Raw genomic sequence first — 24097 nt, 5'->3', positions numbered from 1 at the left:
TGATTTCGGTGGGGCCGTGGCATCCAGGCGTCGTTACTCTTCGCTGAAGATGGCGTCGCAGCCTTCCTTCTGTTCTTCGAGGTTTTCCAGCTCGTCGACCAGGCCGAGGTCGAGCAGTTCCTCGACCGCGTTCATGTAACTATTGAGTTTGGTTGCACCGATGAGGCGATAGATCTCGCCCGTCTCGTTGCGCACGCCGATCAGCATCGGTTCCTGGCGCACTTCGTCCAGCGGGGCGACGTCGAGCAGGATGTTGCCGATGATGTGCTTGTCGAAATGGGCCGGCTTCTTGCCGTCGATGAGAGAAGTTTTCAAGGCGTTTCCTTCAGTTGGGAGGGGAATGGCGTCGGGTTGCCGCCCAGGTCGATGCAGCTGCCGTCGCCGTGGATGCGGGTGCGCAGCAGGTCGAGCGCCTGCTCGAGCGCGGCGAAATCGGCATCGCTGTAAGCGGTGAATAATTCTTTTCCACGTGCAATCACTTTTGGGAACACATTGCAGAACACCTGGTCGCCGGCCGGCGTCAGACGCACGAAGAACGATCGCTTGTCGTCGTTGCTGCGCTCGCGCAGCACCAGGCCTTTTTGTTCCAGCCGCTCGATGACGCCGGTCAGGGTGCCTTTGGTGATCAGGGTCCGTTCGCCCAGTTCCTTGTAGCTCATGCCGGTGGTATTGCCCAGGGTGGCGATGATATCGAACTGCGCATGCGTCAACCCGTGCTGGCGTACGGCATCGCCCGAGACGCGCTCGAAGCCCTGCATGCACTCGGCCAGCAGCCGGACGCTTTTTAGATATCGTTCCCCCATGGGCCGGGATTATAGCCGCCCACCGCGCCTTCCGTTGCCCGCTACGCAATATCTCCATGGTGCAACACGCCCGGAACGGCGCTATTGTTCTCCGGTATGATAGACGACCATGTCCAACCACGTCCGCCGCGAATTTGCCTTCCCCGCCATGGCATCGACCGTCCGTTGCGATGCAGCCTGACCTGTCCGTGCTGGCGCAGGAACGGCCGTTGCGCGTCCTGCTGGTCAATGCCGGCGAGCCCGATGCGCTGACCTGGTCCGGGCTGTACCAGCCGCTGCGCCTGGCGGCCAAGGTGCTGGGGCCGGACCGGCTGCACGTCGACGTGCGCGGCCCGGACAAGTTCATGAGCGACGCCGGGCGCCACTGGCACCTGGTGCTGCTGGTGGCCGACGAGGCCGAGGCCGCCCTGCGGCCGGCCAATCTGCGCGCGCTGGTCGAGCGCTGCCGCGCCGCGCCGTATTGGGGCGGGGTGGGGGCCGGGGTACTGTGGCTGGCCGATGCCGGCGTGCTGCACGGCGCCCGCGCCGCGCTGCCCTGGGCGCTGTATCCGGACGTCAATGCCCAGGCCGAGCAAGCCCTGCTCAGTCCCCACCTGTACGAGTTCGACGGCCACCGCCTCACCTGCTGCGGCGGCGCGGCCAGCATCGACTTCGCCCTGATGCTGGTCGAGCTGCTGTTCGGCGCCACGGTCCAGGCCCAGGTCAAGGAAACCCTGTGCATCGACCGGGTGCGCGGCCCGGACGAGCGCCAGCGGGTGGCGCTGCAGGCCCGCTTCGGCGTCCTGCAGCCGAAGCTGTCCGAGGCGGTGGCGCTGATGGAGGCGAACATCGAAGAGCCGCTCTCGACCGACGAGATCGCCCAGCTGGCCGGCGTCTCGCGGCGCCAGCTGGAGCGCCTGTTCAAGCAATACCTGGGCAGCCTGCCGTCGCGCTACTACCTGGAGCTGCGCCTGCGCCGCGCACGCCAACTGCTGCTCGACACCAATCACTCGATCGTGCAGGTGGGGCTGATGTGCGGCTTTTCGTCCGGATCGCATTTCTCGACCGCATTCGGTTCGCTGTTCGGCAATACGCCACGGGAAGAACGGCAGAGAAAGCTTGCTCAATAGTCAAGCAGCGTCAAAAATGAAAATGCCTGTCGCACTTCTAAAAGAAGTTGTCAGGAAGCGTTTCTATAATGGCCCGATCATGCGGTGATTCCATCCCGCGCCACCCACACTGATTGGATGAGGAAAAGAAGCCATGAACGCAAAGCTTGATTCGGGTATCGCCACGCGGCCTGTCACTCGGCAGACCTTCGACGAGGTCCTGGTTCCCACCTATGCTCCGGCCGAGATGGTGCCGGTGCGCGCGTCGGGCCTCGACCTGTGGGACCAGGAAGGCAAGCATTACCTCGACTTCACCTCGGGCATCGCCGTCACCGCCCTGGGCCACGCCAATCCGGAAGTGATCGAAGCGCTGACCAGGCAACTGAACACCCTGTGGCACGTCGGCAACGGCTACACCAACGAGCCGGTGCTGCGCCTGGCCTCGGCCCTGATCGACGCCACCTTCGCCGAACGCGCCTTCTTCTGCAACTCGGGCGCCGAAGCCAACGAAGCGGCCCTCAAGCTGGCGCGCAAATACGCGCACGGCAAGTTCGGCCCGCACAAGTCGCGTATCGTCTCCTGCCTGTCGTCGTTCCACGGCCGCACCCTGTTTACCGTCTCGGTCGGCGGCCAGCCGAAGTACACCGAAGGCTTCGAGCCGCTGCCGCAAGACCTCTCCCACATCCCGTACAACGACATCGAGGCGGCGCGCGCCGCCATCCTCGATGACGTCGCCGCCGTGATCGTCGAGCCGATCCAGGGCGAGGGCGGCGTCATCCCGGGCAACCCGGACTACCTGAAAGCGCTGCGCGAGTTCTGCGACAAGACCGGCGCGCTGCTGGTGTTCGACGAAGTGCAGTCGGGCATGGGCCGCACCGGTTCGCTGTTCGCCTATGAACAGATGGGCGTGGTGCCGGACGTGCTGACCTCGGCCAAGGCGCTGGGCAACGGCTATCCGATCGGCGCCATGCTGACCACCACCGAGATCGCCCAGTACCTGGCGGTCGGCACCCACGGCACCACCTACGGCGGCAATCCGCTGGCGTCGACCGTGGGCCTCAAGGTTCTCGAGCTGATCAACCAGCCGGCCTTCCTGGGCCGCGTCAAGGAAGCCAGCGCCAGGGTCATGGCCAATCTGCAGCAGCTGGCGGCGGATTATCCGAACGTGTTCGGCCAGCCGCGCGGCATGGGCCTGCTCATCGGCCTGCCGATGGCCGAAGGCTTCAAGGGCCGCTCGAAGGACTACACCAAGCTGTGCGAAAAGCTGGGACTGATGCTGCTGATCGCAGGTCCCGACGTCGTGCGCCTGGCGCCGGCGCTGGTGGTGTCGGACGAGCAGATCCTCGAGGCCGACCGCATCATGCGCGCGGCGGTGGCGGAATTCACCGGCGCCTGATCGCCAGGCTCCGGTCGCGGCCGGCCCGCCTGCGAGGGCGGGCCGGCCGCGGGCATCGTCTCCACATATTGTCTCCACCTACGTTTCGCCAGGGAGTACCCATGTATGTTGTCCGTGCGGTAGATCGCGCCGATATCGGCGCGCTGGAAGCGATGGCTGCCCTCTCGATGCCGGGCGTGCACACGCTGCCGCGCACGCGCGAGGGCGTCAACGCGGCGGTCGAGCGCTCGATCGCCTCGTTCGCGGCCCAGGTCGATATCCCGAGCGAAGAATCGTATCTGTTCGTGCTGGAAGACCTGCGCTCGCGCGAAGTGGTCGGCACCGCCATCATCCACGCCTCGGCCGGCTCGAACGGCACCTATTTCGCCTTCCGCAACGACGTGATCCAGCAGGTCTCGCGCGACCTGAACATCAGCCACAGCGTGCATGCGCTGACCCTGTGCTCCGAGCTGACCGCCTATTCGCAGCTGTCCGGATTCTTCCTGCGCCACCGCGACAGCGCCGGCGTCGAGGCCGCGCTGCTGTCGCGCGCGCGCCTGCTGTACGCCATGCTGGCGCCGCACCGCTTCGGCGACCGCTTCTTCGTGCCGCTGGCCGGGCGCCTGGACAGCGACGGCGAGTCGCCGTTCTGGAATGCGCTGGGCCGCAAGTTCTTCAAGATGGATTTCCTCGAGGCCGAGCGCCTGATCGAGGGCGCCCGCAACCGCACCCTGATCGTCGAGCTGATGCCGCACTACCCGGTCTACGTGCCGCTGCTGCCGGGCGACGCCCAGGCCGCGCTGGGCCAGATCCATCCCGGCGGCCAGATGGCCTTCGACCTGCTGGCGCAAGAAGGCTTCGAAGCCGACGAATACATCGACATCTTCGACGGCGGCCCGATCCTGCAGGCGCACAGGAACGCGCTGCGCTCGTTCTGCGCCTCGCACCGGCTGCGCGTGGGCGCGGGGCCCGAATCCGGCCCGCCCTTCGCAGCGGACGTGGAACCGGTCGACTACGCCGTGGCCACCATCGACAATGGTTTTCGCGCCGTGACCGTGCGCACGGCGCCGATCGAACATGCGCACACCATCGCGTTGCCGCGCGACGTCCAGCAGGCGCTGGGCGTGGCGCCGGGCGACGAAGTGGTGTGCGTGCGCATCCAGGGAGAACCCGCATGCTCGTGATCCGTTCCGCCAAGTCCTCCGACCTCGACGCCCTGATCGAGATGGCGCGCCAGGCCGGCAGCGGCATGACGACGCTCAAGCCCGATCCCGCGATGCTGGGCCAGCGCCTGGCCACGTCCGAGGCGTCGTTCGCCGAAACCGTCCCGCCCGAGCAGCGCGACTACATGTTCGTGCTCGAGCACACCGGGCCTGCCGGCGAGGCCCGCAGCATCGCCGGCGTGTGCGCGATCAAGGGCGCGGTCGGCCTGACCGAGCCGTTCTACAACTACCGCATCGGCACCCTGGTGCACTGCAGCCGCGAGCTGAACGTGTTCACCCGGATGGAGACGCTGTACCTGTCGAACGACCTCACCGGCTCGACCGAACTGTGTTCGCTGTTCCTGCTGCCGCAGTACCGCGCCGGCTTCAACGGCAAGTGGCTGTCCAAGAGCCGCTTCCTGTTCATCGCCCAGTTCCAGCACCTGTTCACCGAAAAGATCATCGCCGAGATGCGCGGCTACCAGGACGAAACGGGCAATTCGCCGTTCTACGAAGGCCTGGGCCGCCACTTCTTCAAGATGGACTTCAACCACGTCGACGACCTGACCGCGATCGGCAAGAAGTCCTTCATCGCCGAGCTGATGCCGCGCCAGCCGCTGTACGTCGACTACCTGCCGCAGTCGGCGATCGACGTGATCGGCAAGGTGCACACCTCGACCCAGCCGGCGCGGCGCCTGCTGGAGCAGGAGGGCATGCACTACGAGGGCTACGTCGACATCTTCGACGCAGGTCCGGTGCTGCAGGGCCGCGTGTCCGAACTGCGCGCGGTGCGCGACAGCGTGCTGGCGGTGGCGGCCGAAGGGCTGCCGGTCGAGGATCACGCCGGGGCCGAACCTGCGCCGGACACCGAGCACATGCTGGTGTCGAACACCCGCCTCGGCGACTTCCGGATGATCCTGACCCGCGCCGTGCCGGGCGCCGCCAGCGTCGTGCTCAAGCCCGAGGAGCTGGCCCAGCTGGGCTGCCGCGCGGGCGACAAGGTGCGTACCCTGACACTCAATACCAGGAAGACTTCCCATGGCTAATCTCTCGAACTACATCAACGGCGAGTGGCTCGCCGGCAGCGGTCGCGAACTGGCCACCGTCGATCCCTCGACCGGCCGCCAGACCTGGACCAGCAACGAATCGACGCAAGAAGACGTGGCGCGCGCGGCCCAGGCGGCGCGCGACAGCTTCGAGGCCTGGGCGCTGCGCCCATTGGAAGAACGCATCGCCATCGCCACGCGTTTTCGCGACCTGCTGAAGGAAAACGCCGAGGAACTGGCGGCGACCATCGCCGAGGAGGTTGGCAAGCCGCTGTGGGAAGCGCGCACGGAAGTGGCGACCATGGCCAACAAGATCGACATCTCGGTGCAGGCGTACGGCGCCCGCACGGGAGAGAGCGCCAGCAAGGTCGCCGACGGCAGCGCCGTGCTGCGCCACCGTCCGCACGGCGTGTTCGCCGTCTATGGTCCCTATAACTTCCCCGGCCACCTGCCGAACGGCCACATCGTGCCGGCCCTGATTGCCGGGAACACGGTGGTGTTCAAGCCGAGCGAGTACGCGCCGCGCACCGCGGTGAAGACCGTCGAATTATGGGAGAAAGCCGGCCTGCCGAAGGGCGTGCTCAATCTGGTCAACGGCGGCCGCGAGACCGGTATCGCGCTGGGACGGGAGCCGCTGGTCGATGGCGTGCTGTTCACCGGCAGCAGCCAGACCGGCGCGGCCTTGCATCAACAGTTCGGCGGCCAGCCGGGCAAGATGCTGGCGCTGGAAATGGGCGGCAACAATCCGCTGGTCGTGTGGGATCTCAATGACAACCCGCTCGATATCGACGCCGCCGTCCACCACACCGTGATGTCGGCCTTCATCTCGGCCGGCCAGCGCTGCACCTGCGCGCGCCGCCTGGTGATCCAGGACAACGAGGCGGGGCAGGCCTTCCTGAAGCGTCTGGTCGAGGTCGCGGCGAACCTGCAGGTCGGCCCGTCGAACGCCGAGCCCCAACCGTTCATGGGGCCGGTGGTCTCGAGCGCCGTCGCGGCGCGCCTGGTGCAGGCGCAGGCCGACATGGCGACGAAAGGCGGCACGATCCTGCTGCAGATGCGCCAGCTCGACACCAGGGCCGGTTTCGTCACCGCCGGCATCGTCGACACCACCGATGCCATCGGCATCCCGGATGAAGAATGGTTCGGCCCGCTGCTGCAGGTGATCCGCGTGAACGACTTCGACCACGCCCTGCGCGTGGCCAACGCCACCGAATTCGGCCTGGCTGCCGCGTTGCTGTCGCCGTCGGAAGACTTGTGGAAGCGGTTTGCCGTGCGCGCCAGGGCCGGCATCGTCAACTGGAACCGCCCGACCACGGGCGCGGCCAGCTCGGCGCCGTTCGGCGGCGTCGGCAAGTCGGGCAACCACCGTCCGAGCGCCTATTACGCGGCCGACTACTGCGCCTATCCGGTGGCCTCGATCGAGACGGCCGAACTCGAGATGCCGGCCAGGCTGTCGCCTGGCCTGGTCTTCCCGGCGCAAGGAGCTTGAAGCATGCGTGACGCCCGTGAATTCAACTTCGACGGCCTGGTCGGCCCGTCGCACAACTACGCCGGCCTCTCGTTCGGTAACGTCGCCTCGTTCAGCAACGTGCGCTCGGCCTCGAATCCGCGCCAGGCCGCGCTGCAGGGTCTGGCCAAGATGCGCGAACTGGCCGCGCGCGGCTTCGCCCAGGCGGTGATGCCGCCGCAGGGCCGGCCGAACTTCCGGTTGCTGCGCAGCCTGGGCTTCTCGGGCCTTGATTCCGATGTGTTGGCGCGCGCCTGGCGCGAAGCGCCGGTGATCCTGGCCTGCGCCTGGTCGGCCGCGCCGATGTGGACCGCGAATGCCGGCACCGTCAGCCCATCGGCCGACTCGCTCGACGGCCGCGTGCACTTTACCGCCGCCAACCTGAACAACAAGCTGCACCGCGCCGAAGAGCACCTGCAGGCGACCCGCACCCTGCGCGCGATCTTCGCCGACGCCAATCACTTCGTGGTGCATGACGCCTTGCCGTCGGTGCCGGCCTTCGCCGACGAGGGCGCCGCCAACCACACGCGCTTTGCCGCCAGCCATGGCGCGGCCGGCGTCGAGTTCTTCGTCTATGGCCGCGTGGAGTTCGACCCATCGGCGCCGAGCCCCAGGAAATACCCGGCGCGCCAGACGCTGGAAGCCTCGCAGGCGATCGCGCGCCTGCATGGCCTGGACCCGGCGCGCACCGTGTTCGCCGCGCAGAATCCGGACGTGATCGACCAGGGCGTGTTCCACAACGACGTGATCGCGGTCGGCAATGGCAACGTGCTGTTCTACCACGAGCAGGCGTTCGCCGACGAACAGGGCACCCTGGACGCGCTGCGCCGGGCCCTGGCCGGCGTCGATACCGAGCTGCAGGCGGTGCGCGTGGCGAGCGGCCAGGTGCCGGTGGCCGACGCCGTGGCCAGCTACCTGTTCAACAGCCAGCTGCTGTCCAAGCCGGACGGCCGCATGGCGCTGGTGGTGCCGCACGAATGCCGCGAGAACGCGGCCGTGTCGAACTACCTGGCCGGCCTGGTCGCCAGCGGCGGCCCGATCGACGAACTGGTCGAATTCGACCTGCGCCAGAGCATGCGCAATGGCGGCGGACCGGCCTGCCTGCGCCTGCGCGTGGCGCTGACCGCCGAAGAAGCCGCCGCCATGCACCAGGGCGTGATCATGACCGAGGCGCTGTATGCGCAGTTGGTGGCCTGGGTCGAGCGCCATTACCGCGACCGCATCGAGCCGAAGGACCTGGCCGATCCGCAGCTGGCGCTCGAGTGCGCGACGGCGCTGGAAGAACTCACCCGCATCCTCCGATTGCCGGGGTTATACGATTTGTAACGATGTAGTAGTCGGGCGGGAAGATCCCTGTCCTCGAATGTAAGCCTAGAAAAGCAGGGCCGCGTCGGGCCACGAGCCCGAGACGCACCAGGCACCCAACTTTGGAGAAGCAAGATGAAAGACATGCCCCACGATTTGCGCAACCAGACGCTCGCTCTGGTCGGTGCAAACCAGTCCGCCGACAGCGCGCAGGTCAATACCCTGATCGCCGCCTGGCTCGGTTCGCTCGACGACGAAGACCTGGCCGGCACCGCGCCGCACAGCCTGGCGCCGGTGCTGGTGGAAGGGTTCTCGCAGCTGGCCAGGCGCAGCGGTCCCGGCGCCCAGATCGCCACCATGCGCTACTCGGACGGCCGCGGCGGCATCGCCACCGCGCTCTTGATTCTGAACGACGACCGCCCCTACCTGGTCGACTCCTTCGTCATGGCCTTGCGCCGCGAACGTCTCACCGCCGCCGGCGTGATGAACGCCGTGCTGCCGGTGCGCCGCGACGGACAAGGCGCGGTGGCCGGGGTCGGCGAAGCCGGCAGCCCGCTGGAATCGATCGTGCTGTGCCTGCTGAACGATGAATTGCAGTTCGAAGAACTGGACAAGCTGACCGCGCGCCTGCGCATGGTCGCCAGCGACGCCGCCACCGTGCAGCGCGACGCCGTCGCCATGGGCGACCGCCTGACCGCCGTGGCCGCCGCCGCCGCTGCCGCCGGCACCCCGGAAGGCCAGGAAGTCGCGGCCTTCCTCGAGTGGGCCAAGAACGAGGGCTTCGAGCCGTTCGGCTATGCCTACTACGTCGTCAAGCCGGGCGCGCGCGAACTCGAACGCGACATCCCGAGCCGCATCGGCGTGCTGAAGGATACCGCGCACCCGGTCTACGGCACTTGCCTGGCCAGCATTCCGGGCGACTTCGAGACCCTGTCGCTGCGCGCCGAAAACCTGTCGATCGTCAAGGCCGACGTGGCCGGCACCCTGCACCGCGACGCGCCGCTGGACTTCATCGGCGTGCGCGACCTGGATGCGCAAGGCAAGATCCTGGGCGAGCACTGCTTCATCGGCCTGTTCACCCGCGCCGCCACCTCGACCCCGCTGGCGCGCCTGCCGTTCGCGCGCGGCCGCGTGGCGCGCGTGCTGACGATCGCCGGCGTGCGCCAGGAAGGCTTCCGCGCCGAGAAGTTCATCGAGATCCTCGAGTCGCTGCCGCGCACCGAAGCGCTGGAAGCCGAGCCCGAATGGCTGGCCGAAGTCTGCAGCGCCGTGGTCTCGCTGTACAAGCAGCCGCGCGCGAAGGTCTTTGCGCGACGCGACGTCTACCAGCGCCACCTGAACGTGCTGGTCTACCTGCCGCGCGAGCGCTTTTCGGCCGCGGTGGCCGCCAGCCTGGCCGGCGCCCTGAAGGAAAGCGCGGGCGCGCGCGAGGTCGACGTCCAGACCCTGGTGGCCGACGGCCCGCTGGCGCGCGTCTACCTGATCGCGCACGCCGCGCGCTATCCGCTCGACCTGGAAAGCGACATCCAGCGTCCGCTGCTGGGCGTGCTCGATGGCTGGCACGACCGTTTCGCCGAGTTGATCAACTCGGTCGACGACAGCCGCCAGCGCAGCCTGATGCGCAAGATCGTGCCGACCCTGCCGGTCAACTTCGTGACCGCGACCGCGCCCGAAACGGCGTTTCGCGACGTGCATGCGCTGCTCACCAAATGCCGCCCCGACCGCGTGACCGCGCGCATCGAGAACGAGGACGCCGCCGGCGCCTCGATCCGCCTGTATTCGAGCGAGACCGTGCCGTCGCTGTCGCGCATCCTGCCGGCGCTGCAGAACGCCGGCATCGCGGTCGACCGCGAGCAGACCTTCCGCCACACCGGCCTGGACGGCGTGCGCCGCTACGTGACCGCGCTGACGGTCGATGCCGAGAGCGCGGCCAAGCTGGCCAAGCCGGGCATCGCCCCCGTGGCCGAAGAATTGTTCAGTGCCCTGTTCAACGACGAAGCCGAAGACGGCCGCATGAACGGCCTGACCATCGAAGGCGGCCTGTCGCTGCGCGAAGTGCAGCTGGTGCGCGCCTACATCAGCTACTGGCGCCAGCTGGGCTCGAAGTTCTCGGTGCGCTACATGGCCGAGACCCTGCGCACCCAGCCGGCCCTGGTGAAGGAGTTCGTCGCCGGCTTCATCCAGCGCTTCGACCCGAGCCTGAGCCTTGATCAGCGCAACGAAGGCAGCAGCAGGCTGACCTCCCTCAAGACCGGCTTGCCGAGCGTGAACCACGCCGACACCGAAGAAATCATGGGCGCGCTGGTCGACTTGGCGCTGGCCACCGTGCGCACCAACTACTTCCAGAACAGCGGCGAAAAGATCATCTTCAAGGTCGACACCAGCAACCTGGCGCTGGCGCCGGAGCCGCGTCCCTACCGCGAGATCTATGTGTTCTCGCGCCGCTTCGAGGGCGTGCACCTGCGCGGCGGCCCGGTCGCGCGCGGCGGCCTGCGCTGGTCGGACCGCATGGAAGACTACCGCACCGAGGTGCTGGGCCTGGTGAAGGCGCAGATGGTCAAGAACGCCGTCATCGTGCCGGCCGGCTCGAAGGGCGGCTTCGTGTGCAAGCAGATGCCGACCGGCGCCCCGCGCGAGGTCGTGGCGGCTGAAGGCGAAGCAGTCTATCGCCTGTTCATCGCCAGCCTGCTGGAAGTGACCGACAACCGCGTGCAGGGCGCGATCGTGCCGCCCGCGGCCACCACGCGCCATGACGGGGACGATCCTTACCTGGTGGTGGCCGCCGACAAGGGCACCGCGACCTTCTCCGACATCGCCAACAGCATCGCGGTCGAGCGCGGCTTCTGGCTGGGCGACGCCTTCGCCTCGGGCGGCTCGAACGGCTACGACCACAAGAAGATGGGCATCACCGCCAAGGGCGCGTTCGAGGCGGTCAAGCGCCACTTCTACGAACTGGGCCACGACCTGGCCAACAACCCGATCACCATGACCGGCGTGGGCGACATGTCGGGCGACGTGTTCGGCAACGGCGTGCTGCTGTCGCGCCAACTGAAGCTGGTGGCCGCGTTCGACCACCGCCACATCTTCCTCGATCCGACGCCCGACGTGGAAGTGTCGTTCAAGGAGCGCGAGCGCATGTTCGCGCTGCCGCGCTCGTCGTGGGAAGACTATGACAAGAACCTGATCTCGCCAGGGGGCGGCGTGTACCCGCGCAACGCCCGCTCGATCGCGCTGTCGCCGCAGATCCGCGAAGTGCTGGGCATCGAAGAGACGGCGCTGGCGCCGCAGGAACTGATGCACCGCATCGTCAAGGCCCCGGTCGACCTGTTCTACAACGGCGGCATCGGCACCTACATCAAGGCCTCGACCGAGACGCACGCCCAGGTGAAGGACCGCGCCAACGACGCGATCCGCGTCAACGGCAACGAGCTGCGCTGCAAGGTGGTGGCCGAGGGCGGCAATCTGGGCGCGACCCAGGCCGGCCGCATCGAATTCGCGCTCGCCGGCGGCCGCATCTTCACCGATGCGATCGACAATTCGGCCGGCGTGGATTGCTCGGACCACGAAGTCAACGTCAAGATCTGGCTCGACACCGAAGTCAACGCCGGCAAGCTCCCGGCGTCCGACCGCAACCGCATCCTGAACGAGATGACGGGCGAGATCGAGCGCCTGGTCCTGCGCGACAATACGCTGCAGACCCATTTGCTGACGCGCGAAGTGCAGGCGCAGGCCAATAGCGCGGTGGTCGACGGCTACATGGCCCTGATCGGCAACCTGGAAGCCGAAGGCGCGGTTTCGCGCGAGCTCGAACAACTGCCGCTGGACGCCGAACTGCAGCGCCGCAAGTCGCTGGGCCTGGGCCTGACGGCGCCGGAACTGGCGGTGGTCATCGCCAACGTCAAGAACCGCTTCAAGCGCACGCTGGCGGCGCTGCCGCTGACCGACGAAGTATGGGCCGATTCGCTGCTGCGTCCCTACTTCCCGGCCCAGCTGGTGGCGACCCGCGATCCGCTGGACCATCCGCTGGCCAACACCATCCTGGCCACCGTGCTGGCCAACGAGGCGGTCAACCGCTGCGGTCCCCTGATGCTGCGCGACCTGGCGCTGGAACACCGCATCGACGAGACCGAAGTGGTCAAGGCATGGGCGCGCGCCTGGGCGGCGCTGCACCTGGCGCCGGTATTCGAGGCGCTCGACGCCGACGCGCTGGTGGTGCCGCGCGACGTCTCGGTCTCGGTCGACAACCGCAGCCGCGCCATGCTGCGCGCCACGGTCGAAGGCGTGCTGTCGCTGCCGGCCAATTCGGACGGCCTCAAGGAACTGTCGACCTTGTTCGCCGAGGCCGACCAGAGCCAGGCGCCGCAGATCCGTTCGGAAGCCGACGGCCACACCGGCCTGCCGGCGCCGTTCGCGGCGGCCTGGAAGGCGGTCGAGATCATCGAGTCGCAGGCCTCGTTCCTGTTCGCCGCCGTGTCGGTGCAGCGTCCTGCCGGCATGACCCTGCTGCAGTTCCTGCAGATCGGCACCGTGCTGCGCCAGAAGGTCGGCATCGACACGCTGGAACTGGGCCTGAAGCTGCCGGCGCAGAGCAAGTCGCAGGAACAGCTGCGCAACTACGCGCTGCAGTCGCTGCGCCGCGCCCAGCAGCGTTTGCTGCTGCAGGTGATCGAGCGTGCCGGCAAGGATGGCGAGAGCGGCGGCAATATGGAAGCGGCGGTCGAGGAAGTGATGGCCGCGCGCGGCCTGACCGGCTTCGCCCAGCCGGCCGACCTGGAGCAGGCGATGCTGGACGTGTGGGCCTTGTCCGAAGGCCTGAGCCCCGAACGGCTGGCGGCCTGAGTCATGAGCGCATTGCCTGAAGCAGTGCGCGCGCTGGCCGAGGCGGATTTCGCCGCGGTCGCGCAGCGCTTCGAGCGCGCCGGCTTCGCGGTCGCGCAGCCGGCGTCCGGCGTGCTGACCGTCAAGGCGGCGCTGCCGGATGCCGGCCGTCCCAGCGTGCTGGTGTCGGTCGGCGTGCATGGCGACGAGACCGGGCCGATCGAGATGGTCGCCTGGCTGGTCGAGGCGCTGTCGCGCACGCCGCAAGCGCTGGCGGTGGACTTGATGCTGTGCGTCGGCAACATCGACGCCATCCGTGCGGCCAGGCGCTTCGTCGATGCGGACCTGAACCGCATGTTCCGTCCCGAGCGTGGTGCGCTGGCCGGAACCTTCGAGGCCGGCCGCGCCGACGTGCTGATCGACGTCACCCGCGCCTTTTTCGAAGGCAGCGGGCCGCGGCGCTGGCACCTCGACCTGCACACGGCGATCCGGCCCTCGCACTATCCGATGTTCGCGATCGTGCCCGAGCTGATCGAGGACCGGGCGCGCGACGCCCTGATCGCGTGGATGGGCGAGGCCGGGATCCAGGCCATCATCATGAATCCGGCCTCCGCCGGCACCTACAGCTATTTCACGTCCGAGCACCTCGGCGCGGCCGGCAGCACGGTCGAGCTGGGGCGGGTCGGCACGCTGGGGCAGAACGACCTGTCGCAGTTCGCGGATGCGTCGGGCGCGCTGGAGCGCTTGCTGCGCGGCCAGCCCGCGCAAGCGGCAAAGGCCGCGCCGCACGTGTTCGCGACGGCGCAGTCGATCACCAAGCTGTCCGATGCGTTCAGCATGCGCGTGGGTCGCGAGACCTGGAACTTCACGCCGCTGCAACGGGGCGAGGTGATCGCCGTCGATGGCGACACGGTCTACCGGGTCGAGCACGACGAGGAGCTGGTCGTGTTCCCGAACCCCGACGTGCGCGTCGGTTTGCGCGCCGGGATCATGGTGGTGCGGATTGACTAGCAAGCGCAGTTGGCACAGGCGCGCCGCGGCGCGCCGAGCTGCCTTCTGCACGAATCCGCCCGCCGGGCTAGACTGGTGATTCCCGATCTGCAGGAGTCATCATGAGCAAGCTGTTTTCCCCGTATTCCCTGGGCTCACTCGAGCTGTCCAACCGCATCACCATCGCCCCGATGTGCCAATATTCGGCCGTCGACGGCCTAGCTACCGACTGGCACATGATCCACCTCGGCAGCCTGGCCCTGTCCGGCGCCGCGCTCCTGATCATCGAAGCCACGGCCGTCACCCCCGAAGGCCGCATCTCTCCGGACGACCTGGGCCTGTGGTCCGACGCACATGCCGCCGCCCTGGAACCGGTCATCGCCGCGATCCGCCGCCATTCCCCGATCAAGGTCGCCGTCCAGCTGGCCCACGCCGGCCGCAAGGCGTCGAGCGAAGCGCCGTGGGAAGGTGGGGCGAACATCCCGCCCGACCAGCCGCGCGGCTGGCAGACCGAAGCCCCGTCCGCCGTGCCGCATGCCGACGGCGAGACCGTGCCGCTGGCGCTGGACGACGCGGGACTCGCGCGCGTGAAGGACGCCTTCGTGGCCGCCGCCCGCCGCGCCCAGGCGCTGGGCCTGGACTCGATCGAGCTGCACGGCGCCCATGGCTACCTGCTGCACCAGTTCCTGTCGCCGCTGGCCAACCACCGCGACGACGCGTATGGCGGTTCGCTGGAAAACCGCATGCGCTACCCGCTTGAGGTGCTGGCCGCCGTGCGCGCGGCGGTGCCGGGGATGACGGTGGGGATGCGCATCTCGGCCACCGACTGGGTCGAGGGCGGCTGGGACCTGGAGCAGAGCGTGCGCTTCGCCCACGCGCTCAAGGCCCAGGGCTGCGACTTCATCCACGTCTCGACCGGCGGCGTCTCGCCCCTCCAGAAGATTCCGGTGGGGCCGGGCTACCAGATCGAATTCGCCGAGCGCATCAAGCGCGAGACGGGCTTGCCGACCATCGGCGTGGGCCTGATCACCGAGGCGCGCCAGGCCGAGGAGATTCTGCAGCGGGACCAGGCCGACGTCATCGCCCTGGCGCGCGCCATGCTGTACGACCCGCGCTGGCCCTGGCATGCGGCGGCCGAACTGGGCGACCAGGTGGTCGCGCCGCCGCAGTACTGGCGTTCGCAGCCGCGCGAGCACAAGGAACTGTTCGGCGAAACCCGGCTGGGCCAGCGCTGATCCGTTCGCCCGCGCCTCGAACTCGGGCGCGGGCGGTATCCGCATGGTTGGCCACCCGGCCCGGCGCCGCAGCGGCGGCGCCCCTTCATCCTGATGCATCTTATTAAACAATTTATTGCGGGGGAGGCGGACTCACCTATAATCGCATCTTCGTTTTGAGACTGTTGAGCTGCGGCCGTCGCCGCGATCACTACCGCGCATCGAAGGACTCGCCGTGAACCAGACCCTGGGCCAGAAGCTGTTACGTACCAAATCGGCGGCAAGCCATCACGAGGAGACCGCCAGCGTCGGCGTCGCCGGCGCCGTGCCCGGCCTGCATCGTTCGCTCGGCCTGTTCCCCCTGACCATGATCGGCGTGGGCGCCACGATCGGCACCGGCATCTTCTTCACGATGGTCGAAGCGGTGCCGAAGGCCGGTCCCGCGGTCGTGCTGTCGTTCCTGCTGGCGGCGCTGACCGCCGGCCTGACCGCGCTGTGCTACGCCGAACTGGCCGGCCGCGTCCCGGCCTCGGGTTCCTCGTATTCCTTCGCCTACGCCACCGTCGGCGAATTCGCGGCCTTCGTCGTCGCCGCCTGCCTGCTGCTCGAATACGGGCTGGCGGCGAGCGCGACCTCGATCGGCTGGTCCGACTACCTGAACAACTTCCTGATGAATGCCTTCGGCTGGCAGATACCGGAGCAGCTACGCTCGCCGATGTTCGTCTCGGACCACCATGCCGTGAGCTTCCATCCGGGGAACATCAACCTGCCGCCGATCCTCCTGGTCATCATGTGCGGCTTCCTGCTGGTGCGCGGCGCCAGGGAATCGGCCACCACCAACGCCATCATGGTGATCATCAAGCTGGCGATCCTGGTGTTCTTCGCCGCGATCGCCTTCACCGGTTTCGACGCCAACAACTTCGAGCCCTTCTTCAACACGAACGAGGCCTCGGGCTACGCAGGCATGGCCGGCGTGACCGCCGCCGCCGGCACCGTGTTCTTTTCCTTCATCGGCCTGGACACCATCGCCACCGCCGGCGAAGAAGTGAAGGACCCGCGCCGCAACGTGCCGATCGGGATCCTGGCCGCCCTGATCATCGTGACCGTGTTCTACATGCTGGTCGCGGTGGCCGCCATGGGCGCCCAGCCGGCCCATATGTTCGAAGGCCAGCAGGCCGGCCTGTCGGTGATCCTGCAGAACGTCACCGGCCAGGCCTGGCCGGCGCTGGTGCTGTCGGCCGGCGCCGTGGTGTCGGTGTTCTCGGTGACCCTGGTGACGATCTACGGCCAGACCCGCATCCTGTACGCGATCAGCCGCGACGGCCTGATCCCGCAGGTGTTCCAGAAGGTGAGCGCGCGCACCCAGGCGCCGGTGAAGAACACCATGATCGTGTGCGTGGTGGTCGGGCTGGTGGCCGGCAGCGTCGACGCCACCTTCTTGTGGGATATGGTGAGCATGGGCACCCTGACCGCCTTCATGGTGGTCTCGATCGCGGTGCCGGTAATCCGCAAGCGCCAGGGGCCTGATGCGCCGCCGGGCTTTCGCGTGCCGTTCGGCCCCTACGTGATCCCGGGCCTGTCGGTGCTGGCCTGCCTGTACATCATGAAGGACCTGTCGCCCGCGACCTTCCGCGTGTTCTTCATCTGGATGGCGGTGGCGGTCGTTGCCTACTTCGGATACGGCATGCGCAACAGCCGCCTGAACAAGGCCAGGTAAGTTGGCAACCAGGATGGACAAGTTCGAACGACGGCGCGACCGTTTCGCGCTGTTCGACGGCATGGACAGCCCCGCGGTCAACCTGTGCTTTCCGCTCGAGCTGCCGGACTTTCGCCCGTGGTGCAAGGCGCAGGGCCTGGCGCCCTTCCACGTGCTGCTGTGCGCGGCGCTGCGCTCGGTCCTGAAGATCGAGAATTTTTGCTACCGCATCCACGACGACGACGTGATCCGCATCGAGCGCCTGATTCCGTCGTTCACCGTCAAGAACCGCAACGACGACCTCAATTTCGCCACCTTCGACTGGTCCGACGACCTGCGCGAATTCGTCGCGCGCGGCCGCGCGGCCGGCCTCGAGGCGATGGGCATGACGGGTTTGAACCAGCGCTACGCCACGCTGTCGCCGCGCGACGCCAAGGACCAGGTGTTCGTCACCTGCATTCCGTGGCTCGACTTCACCTCGATCCAGCATCCGACCACGCGCGTCGGCCGCTCGGACATTCCGTCGCTGGCCTGGGGGCGCTTTCGCGACGGGGCGGACGGCAAGCTCGTGCTGCCGTTCTCGGTGCAGGCCCACCACGGCTTCGTCGACGGGTTCCACATCTACCAGCTGGGCCAGCAGATGGCGGCCGAACTGGCGGCGATGATGCGCGCCGCTTCGCCGGCGGCCGCGTAGTCTTTCAGCGCCGAAGGAATAAACTGCGCAACATCCCATGAAAAAGGCCGCGCCCCTTGCGGTGACGCGGCCTGTATGGGATGCAGGAACGATTACTGCACGTTCATCTCTTTGAGCAGATTATCCGCCTTGTCGACTTCCTTCATATTCCACAGCATGTAGCGGCTGTCGACCTGGATCGAGCGGGTCATGGCCTTGTTGAAGTCCCAGTCCGAGATGATCGAATCCAGGGTGCCGTCGAAGGCCAGGCCAATCAGCTCGCCCTTGGCGTTCAGCGCGGCCGAACCCGAATTGCCGCCGGTGATGTCCAGCGTCGCCAGGAAGTTGACCGGCAGGGTCCTGAGTTTCGGGTCCTGATACTTGCCGAAGTTCTTCGCCCGGATCGCGGCCAGCTGGTTGTCCGGTGCGTCGAACTCGCCTTCATCGGTGTGCTTGGCGGTCACGCCGGCCACGGTGGTGAAGGCGGTCCAGCCGGTGGTGCCGTCGGCGCCCACGTCGCGGCCGGCGATCTTGCCGAAGGTGACGCGCAGCGTGGAATTGGCGTCCGGGTAGACGGCCTGGCCACGGCTGTTCATGTAGGCGATCTTTGCCTTCATATAGTTGCCGTAGGCTTGCTGGATCTTGCCGGCGGCTTCCTCGCCTTTTTCCTCGTCCTTGATGTCGGCGTCGTACATCGCGACCGCGGCCTTGATGAAGCTGTCGTTCGATGCCTTGAACTCGGCCGGCGACTTCTTCAGCCACGCGGTGCGCTCTTCCTTGTTGGCCAGCCTGGAGCCGGCATAGATGCGGTCCAGCGCCGACTTCAGCTCGGCTTCGCTCATGCCCGGCTTGATGCCGAGGGCGGCGTCGAACGCCGCGTCATGCTCGGCGGCCGGCTGCGCGTTGTACTGCTTCAGGAAGTTCAGCACCAGCGCCTTGTCGACTTTTTCGTCGTAGGTGCGGTCCTGGCCTTCGATGACCGAGGTCAGGCGCGGCAGGTCGCGTTCCTGGTAGCCGGTCTTGCGCTCGGTGTCCGGCTTGGCGCGTTCGTTGGCCAGGCGGTACAGCGTGCGCGCCGAGGTCAGGAACTTCGGCTGCGAGTAGGTCAGGAAGAAGCCCTTTTTGGTGCCGGCGTCGCGCTCGGCGATCAGCTTTTCGGCCGCTTCGATGTCGGCGCCGTATTGCGCCTTGCGCGATGCATCGGCGTTCACCCAGGCCTTGAGCGCGTTGTGCTCGGCGGTCTTGCGCTGCAAGAAGTCGCTGTTCTGGTACGAGACCAGCATGCCCTTGCGGTTCTTGTAGTAGTTGTTCACGCCGGCGATCTGGCCGGCATATTTCAGGCGCGCGGCCGGATCGTTCCTGGTCTCGCGGTCGATGATGGCCAGGGTCTCGCCGGATGCCCGCACGAAGGCCGGGTAGTTCCAGTCGAAGGTGAACGCCACTTCGGACGGCAGGCGGTGGCGGTTGGTGCGGCCAGGGTAGCCCAGCACCATCACGAAGTCGCCTTCCTTGGCGTGGTCTTGCGCCAGCTTGATGACGTGCTTCGGCTTGTACGGCACGTTGTCCTTCGAGAACTCGGCCGATTTGCCGTCGCGGCTCACATAGGCGCGGTAAAAGCCGTAGTCGCCGGTGTGGCGCGGCCACATCCAGTTGTCGGTGTCGCCGCCGAACTTGCCGACGCCTTCGGCCGGCGCATGCACCAGGCGCACGTCGCGGATCTCGAGCTGCTTCAGGCGGTAGAACTCCAGGCCGCCGTAGAAGCTGGCCACGGTGCAGCGGTAGCCGGCATCCTGTTCGCAGGCCGCCACCAGGGTCTTCTGGTTCTTCTCGATGGCGTCGATGCGGGCCTTGCCGGTCAGCTTGGCAACCACAGGGGTGATGATCTGGTTGGTGACGTTGGTGACCTCGTCGGTGACGAAGATGCGGCTGCCGGGCGCGGCCGGCAGTTCGTCGGCCATGGTCTTGGCCAGGAAGCCGTTCTTGAGCAGGTCGCGCTCCGGGGTCGAATTGACGGCGATGCTGTTGTAGACGCAGTGGTGGTTGGTGACCACCAGGCCTTGCGGCGACACGAACGAAGCCGAGCACCCGCCCAGGCTGACGATGGCGCCCATCGGGAACTCGGTCAGGCGGGTCAGGTTGGCCGGATCCAGCTTGAGGCCGGCGGCTTTCAGTTGCTTGGCTACTTGTGGCAGCTGTTGCGGCATCCACATGCCTTCGTCCGCGTGGGCGGCGAAGCTGCTCAGGATGGCGAGCGAGAGAAGGGTCTTTTTCATGCGCGTGATCTGGTTGGGATGGGATACTCGGATTGGAAAGCGTCCATGAGTATCGTTAATCCCATGATGGATCGTCAACCGCTATTTCGAGCGCGCAATCAAAAACCCTTTTTTCGTCAAATGGCCGTGGTTTGTTCCATCTTTATTACAGCTGCTTGTCCACCAGCGAGGCCGCCCATGTCGCCAGGCGCTGCCACCATGGCCGCTTGGCGAACTTGTGTTCGGTCACTGGCGTCGCCCGGGCCCAGTCGTGTTCGTAGATCTCGCTCATCTGCATGGCGAAGCCTTCGTCCATCACGTTCAGGTTGGCTTCGTCGTTGATGCTGAACGAACGGTTGTCGAAATTGGTCGAGCCGACCGACACCAGCAGCTTGTCGACGATCAGCGTCTTGACGTGGTACATGGTCGGCTTGTACTCCGAGATCTGCACGCCGGCGTCGAGCAGCTCCGGCCAGCGGTCGCGCGAGGCTGCCTTGACCAGGTCGGAATCGATGATCGGGCCGGGCGTGATCAGGCGCACGCGCACACCGCGTTTCGCCGCCGCGATCAGGGTGCGGATGGTCAGGTCGTCCGGCACGAAATAGGCCGCCGACAGGTCGATCGTTTCGCGCGCGGCGGTGATCGACATCAGGTACATCAGGTGCATGCTCTCGCTGCCGCCGGTCGGCGAGCTGGAGAACATCTGCGCCGGCATCGTGCCCTTCGGCTCCAGCGCCGGGAAATAATCGGGCCCGTCCAGCACCACGCCGGTGGCCTTGACCCAGTTGTCGTTGAACACCGCCTGGATCTGGCCGACGACCGGGCCTTCCACGCGGAAGTGGCTGTCGCGCCAGTGATCTTCGTCTTCGGCATTGCCGAGCCACTGGTCGGCGATGCCGACGCCGCCGGTGAAGCCGATCTTGCCGTCGATGACCAGCAGCTTGCGGTGGGTGCGGTTGTTCATGCGCGCCAGCTTCCACCAGACCGGCTTGTGGTAGCGCTGCACGCGTACGCCGGCTTTCTTCATCTCGTCCACCAGCGCATTGTCCATCTTCATGCTGCCCATGAAGTCGAGCATGACGTGGACCTTGACGCCGGCGCGTGCGCGCTCGGACAGCGCTTCGGAGAATTCCTTGCCGATCGATTCCGACCAGTAGATATAGGTTTCCAGCGTGATCGTCTTTTCCGCCTGGCGGATCGCGGCCAGCATGGCCGGGAAGATCTCGTCGCCATTGACCAGGGCATCGACCTTGTTACCTTCGAGAATCGGTGGTCCCAGCAGGACGCCCATCGAGCGCCGGAATTGCGGGTCGTGGGTATCGTACTGCCGCGTCAGCTGCCGCTCGATCTGCTTTTCGCTCGGCATGAAATTCAGCGCCAGCACACCGAGTACCAGCGTCGCGGCGATCGTGATCAACACTGTCCAGAACATTTTTGAGCTCATCAATAAAACCACAGAGGAAAAAAAACCAACGCCGCAGCGTTGGTTTTTAGGAATAGCGCCTTGCCCGCATTAACGAACGCGGCCGCGACGCAGCAGGTTGACGATGGCCAACAGGATGACCGCGCCCAGGAACGATACCAGGAGCGAAGCGACGCTGAAGTCGTCCGAGTTGATGGTGCCGGTGCCAAACAGCGGCGACAGCAGCCAGCCGCCCAGGAAGGCGCCGATGATACCAACGACCACATTAAGAATGATGCCTTGCTCTGCGTCGGTCTTCATGACCATGCTGGCAAGCCAGCCAAGGATGCCGCCGACGACGATCCAGATGATGAATAACATGGTGCTTCCTCCTCAAGTTGAAAGACATACTCCCAGGCCCAACAATTGCCGTGACCATGGGAAAAAGTCTAGAGATGCTCCCCCATCAAGTCGGTGCGGCAACTCACGTTAGATAGCGTTTTTGCATCGCTGTTCATGCACCGGCCCGGTGTCATCTCACTGTTGCTGCGGAATACGGCGGGTCAGCGCCGAAGGGTGCGTGAACGAACAGAGCCATAAGGCAGAGCGGAATAAGGTGGACGTCCCTGGCAGTGCCGCTTCACAGCGCCTGGCCACCCATCTACCAGAAAGGATTCGTCATGAGCAGCTTCGACACCAATCGTCAGAACCAGAACCAGCGCATGGTCACGGGCCTGTTCCCCGACCGCGCCAGCGCCGAGCGTGCCTATGGCACCGTGTCCGACCGCGGCTACAGCCGCGACGACGTCAACCTGATGATGTCCGACGCTACCCGCCAGACCCACTTCGCGGATAAAGATACGGAACTGGGCAGCAAGGCGGCCGAAGGCGCGGGCATCGGCGCCGGCATCGGCGGCACCATCGGCGCCGTGCTGGCCGGTATCGCTGCCGTGGGCACGACCCTGGTGCTGCCGGGCCTGGGCGTGGTCGTCGCTGGTCCACTGGCGGCGGCCCTGGCCGGCGCCGGCGCAGGCGGCATCACGGGCGGCCTGATCGGTGCGCTGATCGGCGCCGGCATTCCCGAAGAACGCGCCGCGCACTATGAAGAAGGCATCAAGAACGGCGGCATCCTGATGGGCGTGCATGCCCGCTCGGACGAGGACGCGGCCCATATCGAGGAAAACTGGACCAAGCAGGGCGGCTCGCACGTGATCGGCGCCGGCCTGGGCATCGCGGGCGGCGCGGCGCTGGGCGCCACGGTCGGCACCGTGGCCGGTCCGATCGGCACCGTGGCCGGCGCCGTGGTCGGCGGCGTGGCTGGCGGCATCGCCGGCAAGGGTGTGGGCGAAGTGGTCAATCCGAAGGCCGGCGACGACCTGGCTGAACACCACCTGGCCAAGGGCGTGGGCGCCGGCACCGGCGCGGCCGCCGGTGCGGCGGTCGGCGCCGTGGGCGGCCCGATCGGGATGGCGGCGGGCGCCGTGGTCGGCGGCCTGGCCGGCGGTGCGGCGGGCCGCGGCGCGGGCGAGGTCGTCAATCCGAAAGCCAGCGACGAACTGCATGACCATAACCTGGCGCAGGGCGTGGGCGCCGGCGGCGGCGCCACCGCGGGCGCGATCATCGGCGCCGCGGCCGGCCCGCTGGGCGTGGCGGCGGGCGCGGCGATCGGCGGCCTGGCGGGCGGCGCAGCCGGCAAGGGCGTCGGCCACATGGTCAATCCGCACGAGGAAAACGAGTACTGGCGCACCCAGTACCAGACTCAGCCGTATTACTCGCCGGGCTACACCTACGACGACTATGAGCCGGCCTATGCGCTGGGCTACAACAGCTATGGCAAGTACGATGGCGGCTATGACGCCAACGAAAGCCACCTGGCCGGCGAGTGGGAACGCTCGAAGGGCAACTCGCGCCTGCAGTGGGACCAGGCCAAGGCGGCCACCCGCGCTGGTTGGCACCGCGTCGAGCGCGCGATTCCGGGCGATTTCGACCGCGACGGACGCTGATCGCACGGCGTTGAAACGCACGTAAAAAAGCCCCGCCGGCTTGTCCGGCGGGGCTTTTTACATGGGGTTTTTTATATGATGCGATCGATTGTGCGACCGATCAGCGCTTGACGGCTTCGACCTGGATCGCCAGCTTCACTTCCGGCGAGAAGTTCGGCAGGCCGAAGCTGATGCCGAAGTCGTCGCGCTTGAAGGTGCCCACCACGTCGGCGCCGCAGGCTTCTTTCTTGAGCATCGGGTGCATGATGCACTTGAACTTGTTGATCTGCAGGGTCAGCGGCTTGGTCACGCCGTGCAGGGTCAGCTCGCCGTCGACCGAGGTCGGCACGTCGCCGGTGTACTTGATCGACTTCGACTTGAAGGTCGCGGTCGGGTACTTGGCGGCATCGAAAATGTCCGGCTTCTTGGCGTGCTCGTTCATCTTTTCATGGCCGAAGTCGATGCTGTTGATGTCGACGGTGATGTCCAGCGAGCCGGTCTTGGCTTCGCGGTCCAGGGTCACGGTGCCGCTCGACTTGTTGAACTTGCCGCGCCATACCGACAGGCCCATGTGGTCGGCTTCGAAGCTCGGGTAGGTGTGGTTCGGCTCGATGTCATAGGTGACCGGCGCGGCGAAGGCGGTGCTGGCGGCGAGGGCGGCGGCGGCCGCGATCAGGTGCTTGATCTTCATGTGGTGATGTTCCCTTTTGTGAGTGGGTGGTGAGGTGTGGTGAGGTGTGTGAT

General features: G+C 66.8%; 18 protein-coding genes. 12 read left to right on the top strand and 6 right to left on the bottom strand.

Going from position 1 to position 24097, the window contains the following annotated elements; genetic code table 11:
• Positions 1–33: 33 nt before the first annotated feature.
• Positions 34–315, bottom strand: coding sequence for a hypothetical protein (locus tag ACZ9AQ_RS18075; RefSeq protein ID WP_429205799.1), 282 nt, complete (start codon positions 313–315; stop codon positions 34–36).
• Positions 312–803 (bottom strand): MarR family winged helix-turn-helix transcriptional regulator, encoded by a 492-nt coding sequence (locus tag ACZ9AQ_RS18070; RefSeq protein WP_429205797.1) that lies wholly within the window; start codon positions 801–803, stop codon positions 312–314. Before ACZ9AQ_RS18070 ends, ACZ9AQ_RS18075 begins: the two co-directional genes overlap by 4 nt.
• A gap of 170 nt (positions 804–973) precedes the next feature.
• Between ACZ9AQ_RS18070 and ACZ9AQ_RS18065 the strand changes: the two genes are divergently transcribed.
• The 11 genes from ACZ9AQ_RS18065 (at position 974) to ACZ9AQ_RS18015 (ending at position 17738) form a co-directional block, all read left to right on the top strand.
• Complete coding sequence (locus ACZ9AQ_RS18065) at positions 974–1912, top strand: GlxA family transcriptional regulator (RefSeq protein WP_429205795.1); 939 nt, start codon at positions 974–976, stop codon at positions 1910–1912.
• A 133-nt stretch (positions 1913–2045) separates the two neighbouring features.
• Positions 2046–3287 (top strand): acetylornithine/succinyldiaminopimelate transaminase, encoded by a 1242-nt coding sequence (locus ACZ9AQ_RS18060; protein ID WP_429205793.1) that lies wholly within the window; start codon positions 2046–2048, stop codon positions 3285–3287.
• Between the two features lie 101 nt (positions 3288–3388).
• Positions 3389–4450 carry an arginine N-succinyltransferase gene (locus ACZ9AQ_RS18055; RefSeq protein WP_429205791.1) on the top strand — a complete coding sequence of 354 codons (1062 nt, stop codon included), beginning with the start codon at positions 3389–3391 and terminating at the stop codon, positions 4448–4450.
• Positions 4441–5514, top strand: coding sequence for an arginine N-succinyltransferase (astA, locus tag ACZ9AQ_RS18050; protein WP_429205789.1), 1074 nt, complete (start codon positions 4441–4443; stop codon positions 5512–5514). Before ACZ9AQ_RS18055 ends, astA begins: the two co-directional genes overlap by 10 nt.
• Positions 5507–7003: a succinylglutamate-semialdehyde dehydrogenase gene (gene astD, locus ACZ9AQ_RS18045; RefSeq protein WP_429205788.1), complete on the top strand. Its 1497-nt coding sequence runs from the start codon at positions 5507–5509 to the stop codon at positions 7001–7003. The genes astA and astD overlap by 8 nt, the downstream gene beginning before the upstream one ends.
• A 3-nt stretch (positions 7004–7006) precedes the next feature.
• Positions 7007–8347 (top strand): N-succinylarginine dihydrolase, encoded by a 1341-nt coding sequence (gene astB / locus ACZ9AQ_RS18040; protein WP_429205786.1) that lies wholly within the window; start codon positions 7007–7009, stop codon positions 8345–8347.
• Between the two features lie 114 nt (positions 8348–8461).
• Positions 8462–13165 (top strand): NAD-glutamate dehydrogenase domain-containing protein, encoded by a 4704-nt coding sequence (locus ACZ9AQ_RS18035; protein ID WP_429205784.1) that lies wholly within the window; start codon positions 8462–8464, stop codon positions 13163–13165.
• 3 nt (positions 13166–13168) lie between these two features.
• On the top strand, positions 13169–14155 hold the full coding sequence (locus ACZ9AQ_RS18030; RefSeq protein ID WP_429205782.1) for a succinylglutamate desuccinylase: 987 nt from the start codon (positions 13169–13171) through the stop codon (positions 14153–14155).
• A gap of 101 nt (positions 14156–14256) precedes the next feature.
• The gene (locus ACZ9AQ_RS18025) at positions 14257–15369 is read left to right on the top strand and encodes an NADH:flavin oxidoreductase/NADH oxidase (protein ID WP_429205780.1); all 1113 of its coding nucleotides are present in this window, start codon (positions 14257–14259) and stop codon (positions 15367–15369) included.
• 214 nt (positions 15370–15583) lie between these two features.
• Positions 15584–17065: an APC family permease gene (locus tag ACZ9AQ_RS18020; RefSeq protein WP_429205778.1), complete on the top strand. Its 1482-nt coding sequence runs from the start codon at positions 15584–15586 to the stop codon at positions 17063–17065.
• A gap of 13 nt (positions 17066–17078) precedes the next feature.
• Complete coding sequence (locus ACZ9AQ_RS18015; RefSeq protein WP_429205777.1) at positions 17079–17738, top strand: CatA-like O-acetyltransferase; 660 nt, start codon at positions 17079–17081, stop codon at positions 17736–17738.
• A gap of 92 nt (positions 17739–17830) precedes the next feature.
• Here the strand turns inward: ACZ9AQ_RS18015 and ACZ9AQ_RS18010 are convergent, their stop codons facing one another.
• From ACZ9AQ_RS18010 to ACZ9AQ_RS18000, 3 genes are all read right to left on the bottom strand, one after another.
• On the bottom strand, positions 17831–19990 hold the full coding sequence (locus ACZ9AQ_RS18010) for a S46 family peptidase (RefSeq protein WP_429205775.1): 2160 nt from the start codon (positions 19988–19990) through the stop codon (positions 17831–17833).
• A gap of 145 nt (positions 19991–20135) precedes the next feature.
• Positions 20136–21401 (bottom strand): cardiolipin synthase, encoded by a 1266-nt coding sequence (cls, locus tag ACZ9AQ_RS18005; RefSeq protein ID WP_429205773.1) that lies wholly within the window; start codon positions 21399–21401, stop codon positions 20136–20138.
• 81 nt (positions 21402–21482) lie between these two features.
• On the bottom strand, positions 21483–21752 hold the full coding sequence (locus ACZ9AQ_RS18000) for a GlsB/YeaQ/YmgE family stress response membrane protein (RefSeq protein WP_123067791.1): 270 nt from the start codon (positions 21750–21752) through the stop codon (positions 21483–21485).
• Positions 21753–22051: 299 nt separating this feature from the next.
• On the opposite strand from ACZ9AQ_RS18000, the gene ACZ9AQ_RS17995 reads away from it, so the two are divergent.
• Positions 22052–23374, top strand: coding sequence for a hypothetical protein (locus tag ACZ9AQ_RS17995; protein ID WP_429205771.1), 1323 nt, complete (start codon positions 22052–22054; stop codon positions 23372–23374).
• Between the two features lie 100 nt (positions 23375–23474).
• Here the strand turns inward: ACZ9AQ_RS17995 and ACZ9AQ_RS17990 are convergent, their stop codons facing one another.
• The gene (locus ACZ9AQ_RS17990; protein WP_429205769.1) at positions 23475–24044 is read right to left on the bottom strand and encodes a YceI family protein; all 570 of its coding nucleotides are present in this window, start codon (positions 24042–24044) and stop codon (positions 23475–23477) included.
• Positions 24045–24097: the final 53 nt, after the last annotated feature.

It is taken from the genome of Massilia sp. UYP34, from assembly GCF_056279385.1.
Note: the sequence above shows the minus strand (reverse complement) of the source record. Positions and strands in the feature narration are given on the sequence as shown.

What these genes read in the sequence shown, in the direction of transcription:
- ACZ9AQ_RS18070 (WP_429205797.1), bottom strand. Translation starts at nt 803, where the DNA reads ATGGGGGAACGATATCTAAAAAGCGTCCGGCTGCTGGCCGAGTGCATG.
- ACZ9AQ_RS18065 (WP_429205795.1), top strand. Translation starts at nt 974, where the DNA reads ATGCAGCCTGACCTGTCCGTGCTGGCGCAGGAACGGCCGTTGCGCGTC.
- ACZ9AQ_RS18060 (WP_429205793.1), top strand. Translation starts at nt 2,046, where the DNA reads ATGAACGCAAAGCTTGATTCGGGTATCGCCACGCGGCCTGTCACTCGG.
- ACZ9AQ_RS18055 (WP_429205791.1), top strand. Translation starts at nt 3,389, where the DNA reads ATGTATGTTGTCCGTGCGGTAGATCGCGCCGATATCGGCGCGCTGGAA.
- astA (WP_429205789.1), top strand. Translation starts at nt 4,441, where the DNA reads ATGCTCGTGATCCGTTCCGCCAAGTCCTCCGACCTCGACGCCCTGATC.
- astD (WP_429205788.1), top strand. Translation starts at nt 5,507, where the DNA reads ATGGCTAATCTCTCGAACTACATCAACGGCGAGTGGCTCGCCGGCAGC.
- astB (WP_429205786.1), top strand. Translation starts at nt 7,007, where the DNA reads ATGCGTGACGCCCGTGAATTCAACTTCGACGGCCTGGTCGGCCCGTCG.
- ACZ9AQ_RS18035 (WP_429205784.1), top strand. Translation starts at nt 8,462, where the DNA reads ATGAAAGACATGCCCCACGATTTGCGCAACCAGACGCTCGCTCTGGTC.
- ACZ9AQ_RS18030 (WP_429205782.1), top strand. Translation starts at nt 13,169, where the DNA reads ATGAGCGCATTGCCTGAAGCAGTGCGCGCGCTGGCCGAGGCGGATTTC.
- ACZ9AQ_RS18025 (WP_429205780.1), top strand. Translation starts at nt 14,257, where the DNA reads ATGAGCAAGCTGTTTTCCCCGTATTCCCTGGGCTCACTCGAGCTGTCC.
- ACZ9AQ_RS18015 (WP_429205777.1), top strand. Translation starts at nt 17,079, where the DNA reads ATGGACAAGTTCGAACGACGGCGCGACCGTTTCGCGCTGTTCGACGGC.
- ACZ9AQ_RS18010 (WP_429205775.1), bottom strand. Translation starts at nt 19,990, where the DNA reads ATGAAAAAGACCCTTCTCTCGCTCGCCATCCTGAGCAGCTTCGCCGCC.
- cls (WP_429205773.1), bottom strand. Translation starts at nt 21,401, where the DNA reads ATGTTCTGGACAGTGTTGATCACGATCGCCGCGACGCTGGTACTCGGT.
- ACZ9AQ_RS18000 (WP_123067791.1), bottom strand. Translation starts at nt 21,752, where the DNA reads ATGTTATTCATCATCTGGATCGTCGTCGGCGGCATCCTTGGCTGGCTT.
- ACZ9AQ_RS17995 (WP_429205771.1), top strand. Translation starts at nt 22,052, where the DNA reads ATGAGCAGCTTCGACACCAATCGTCAGAACCAGAACCAGCGCATGGTC.
- ACZ9AQ_RS17990 (WP_429205769.1), bottom strand. Translation starts at nt 24,044, where the DNA reads ATGAAGATCAAGCACCTGATCGCGGCCGCCGCCGCCCTCGCCGCCAGC.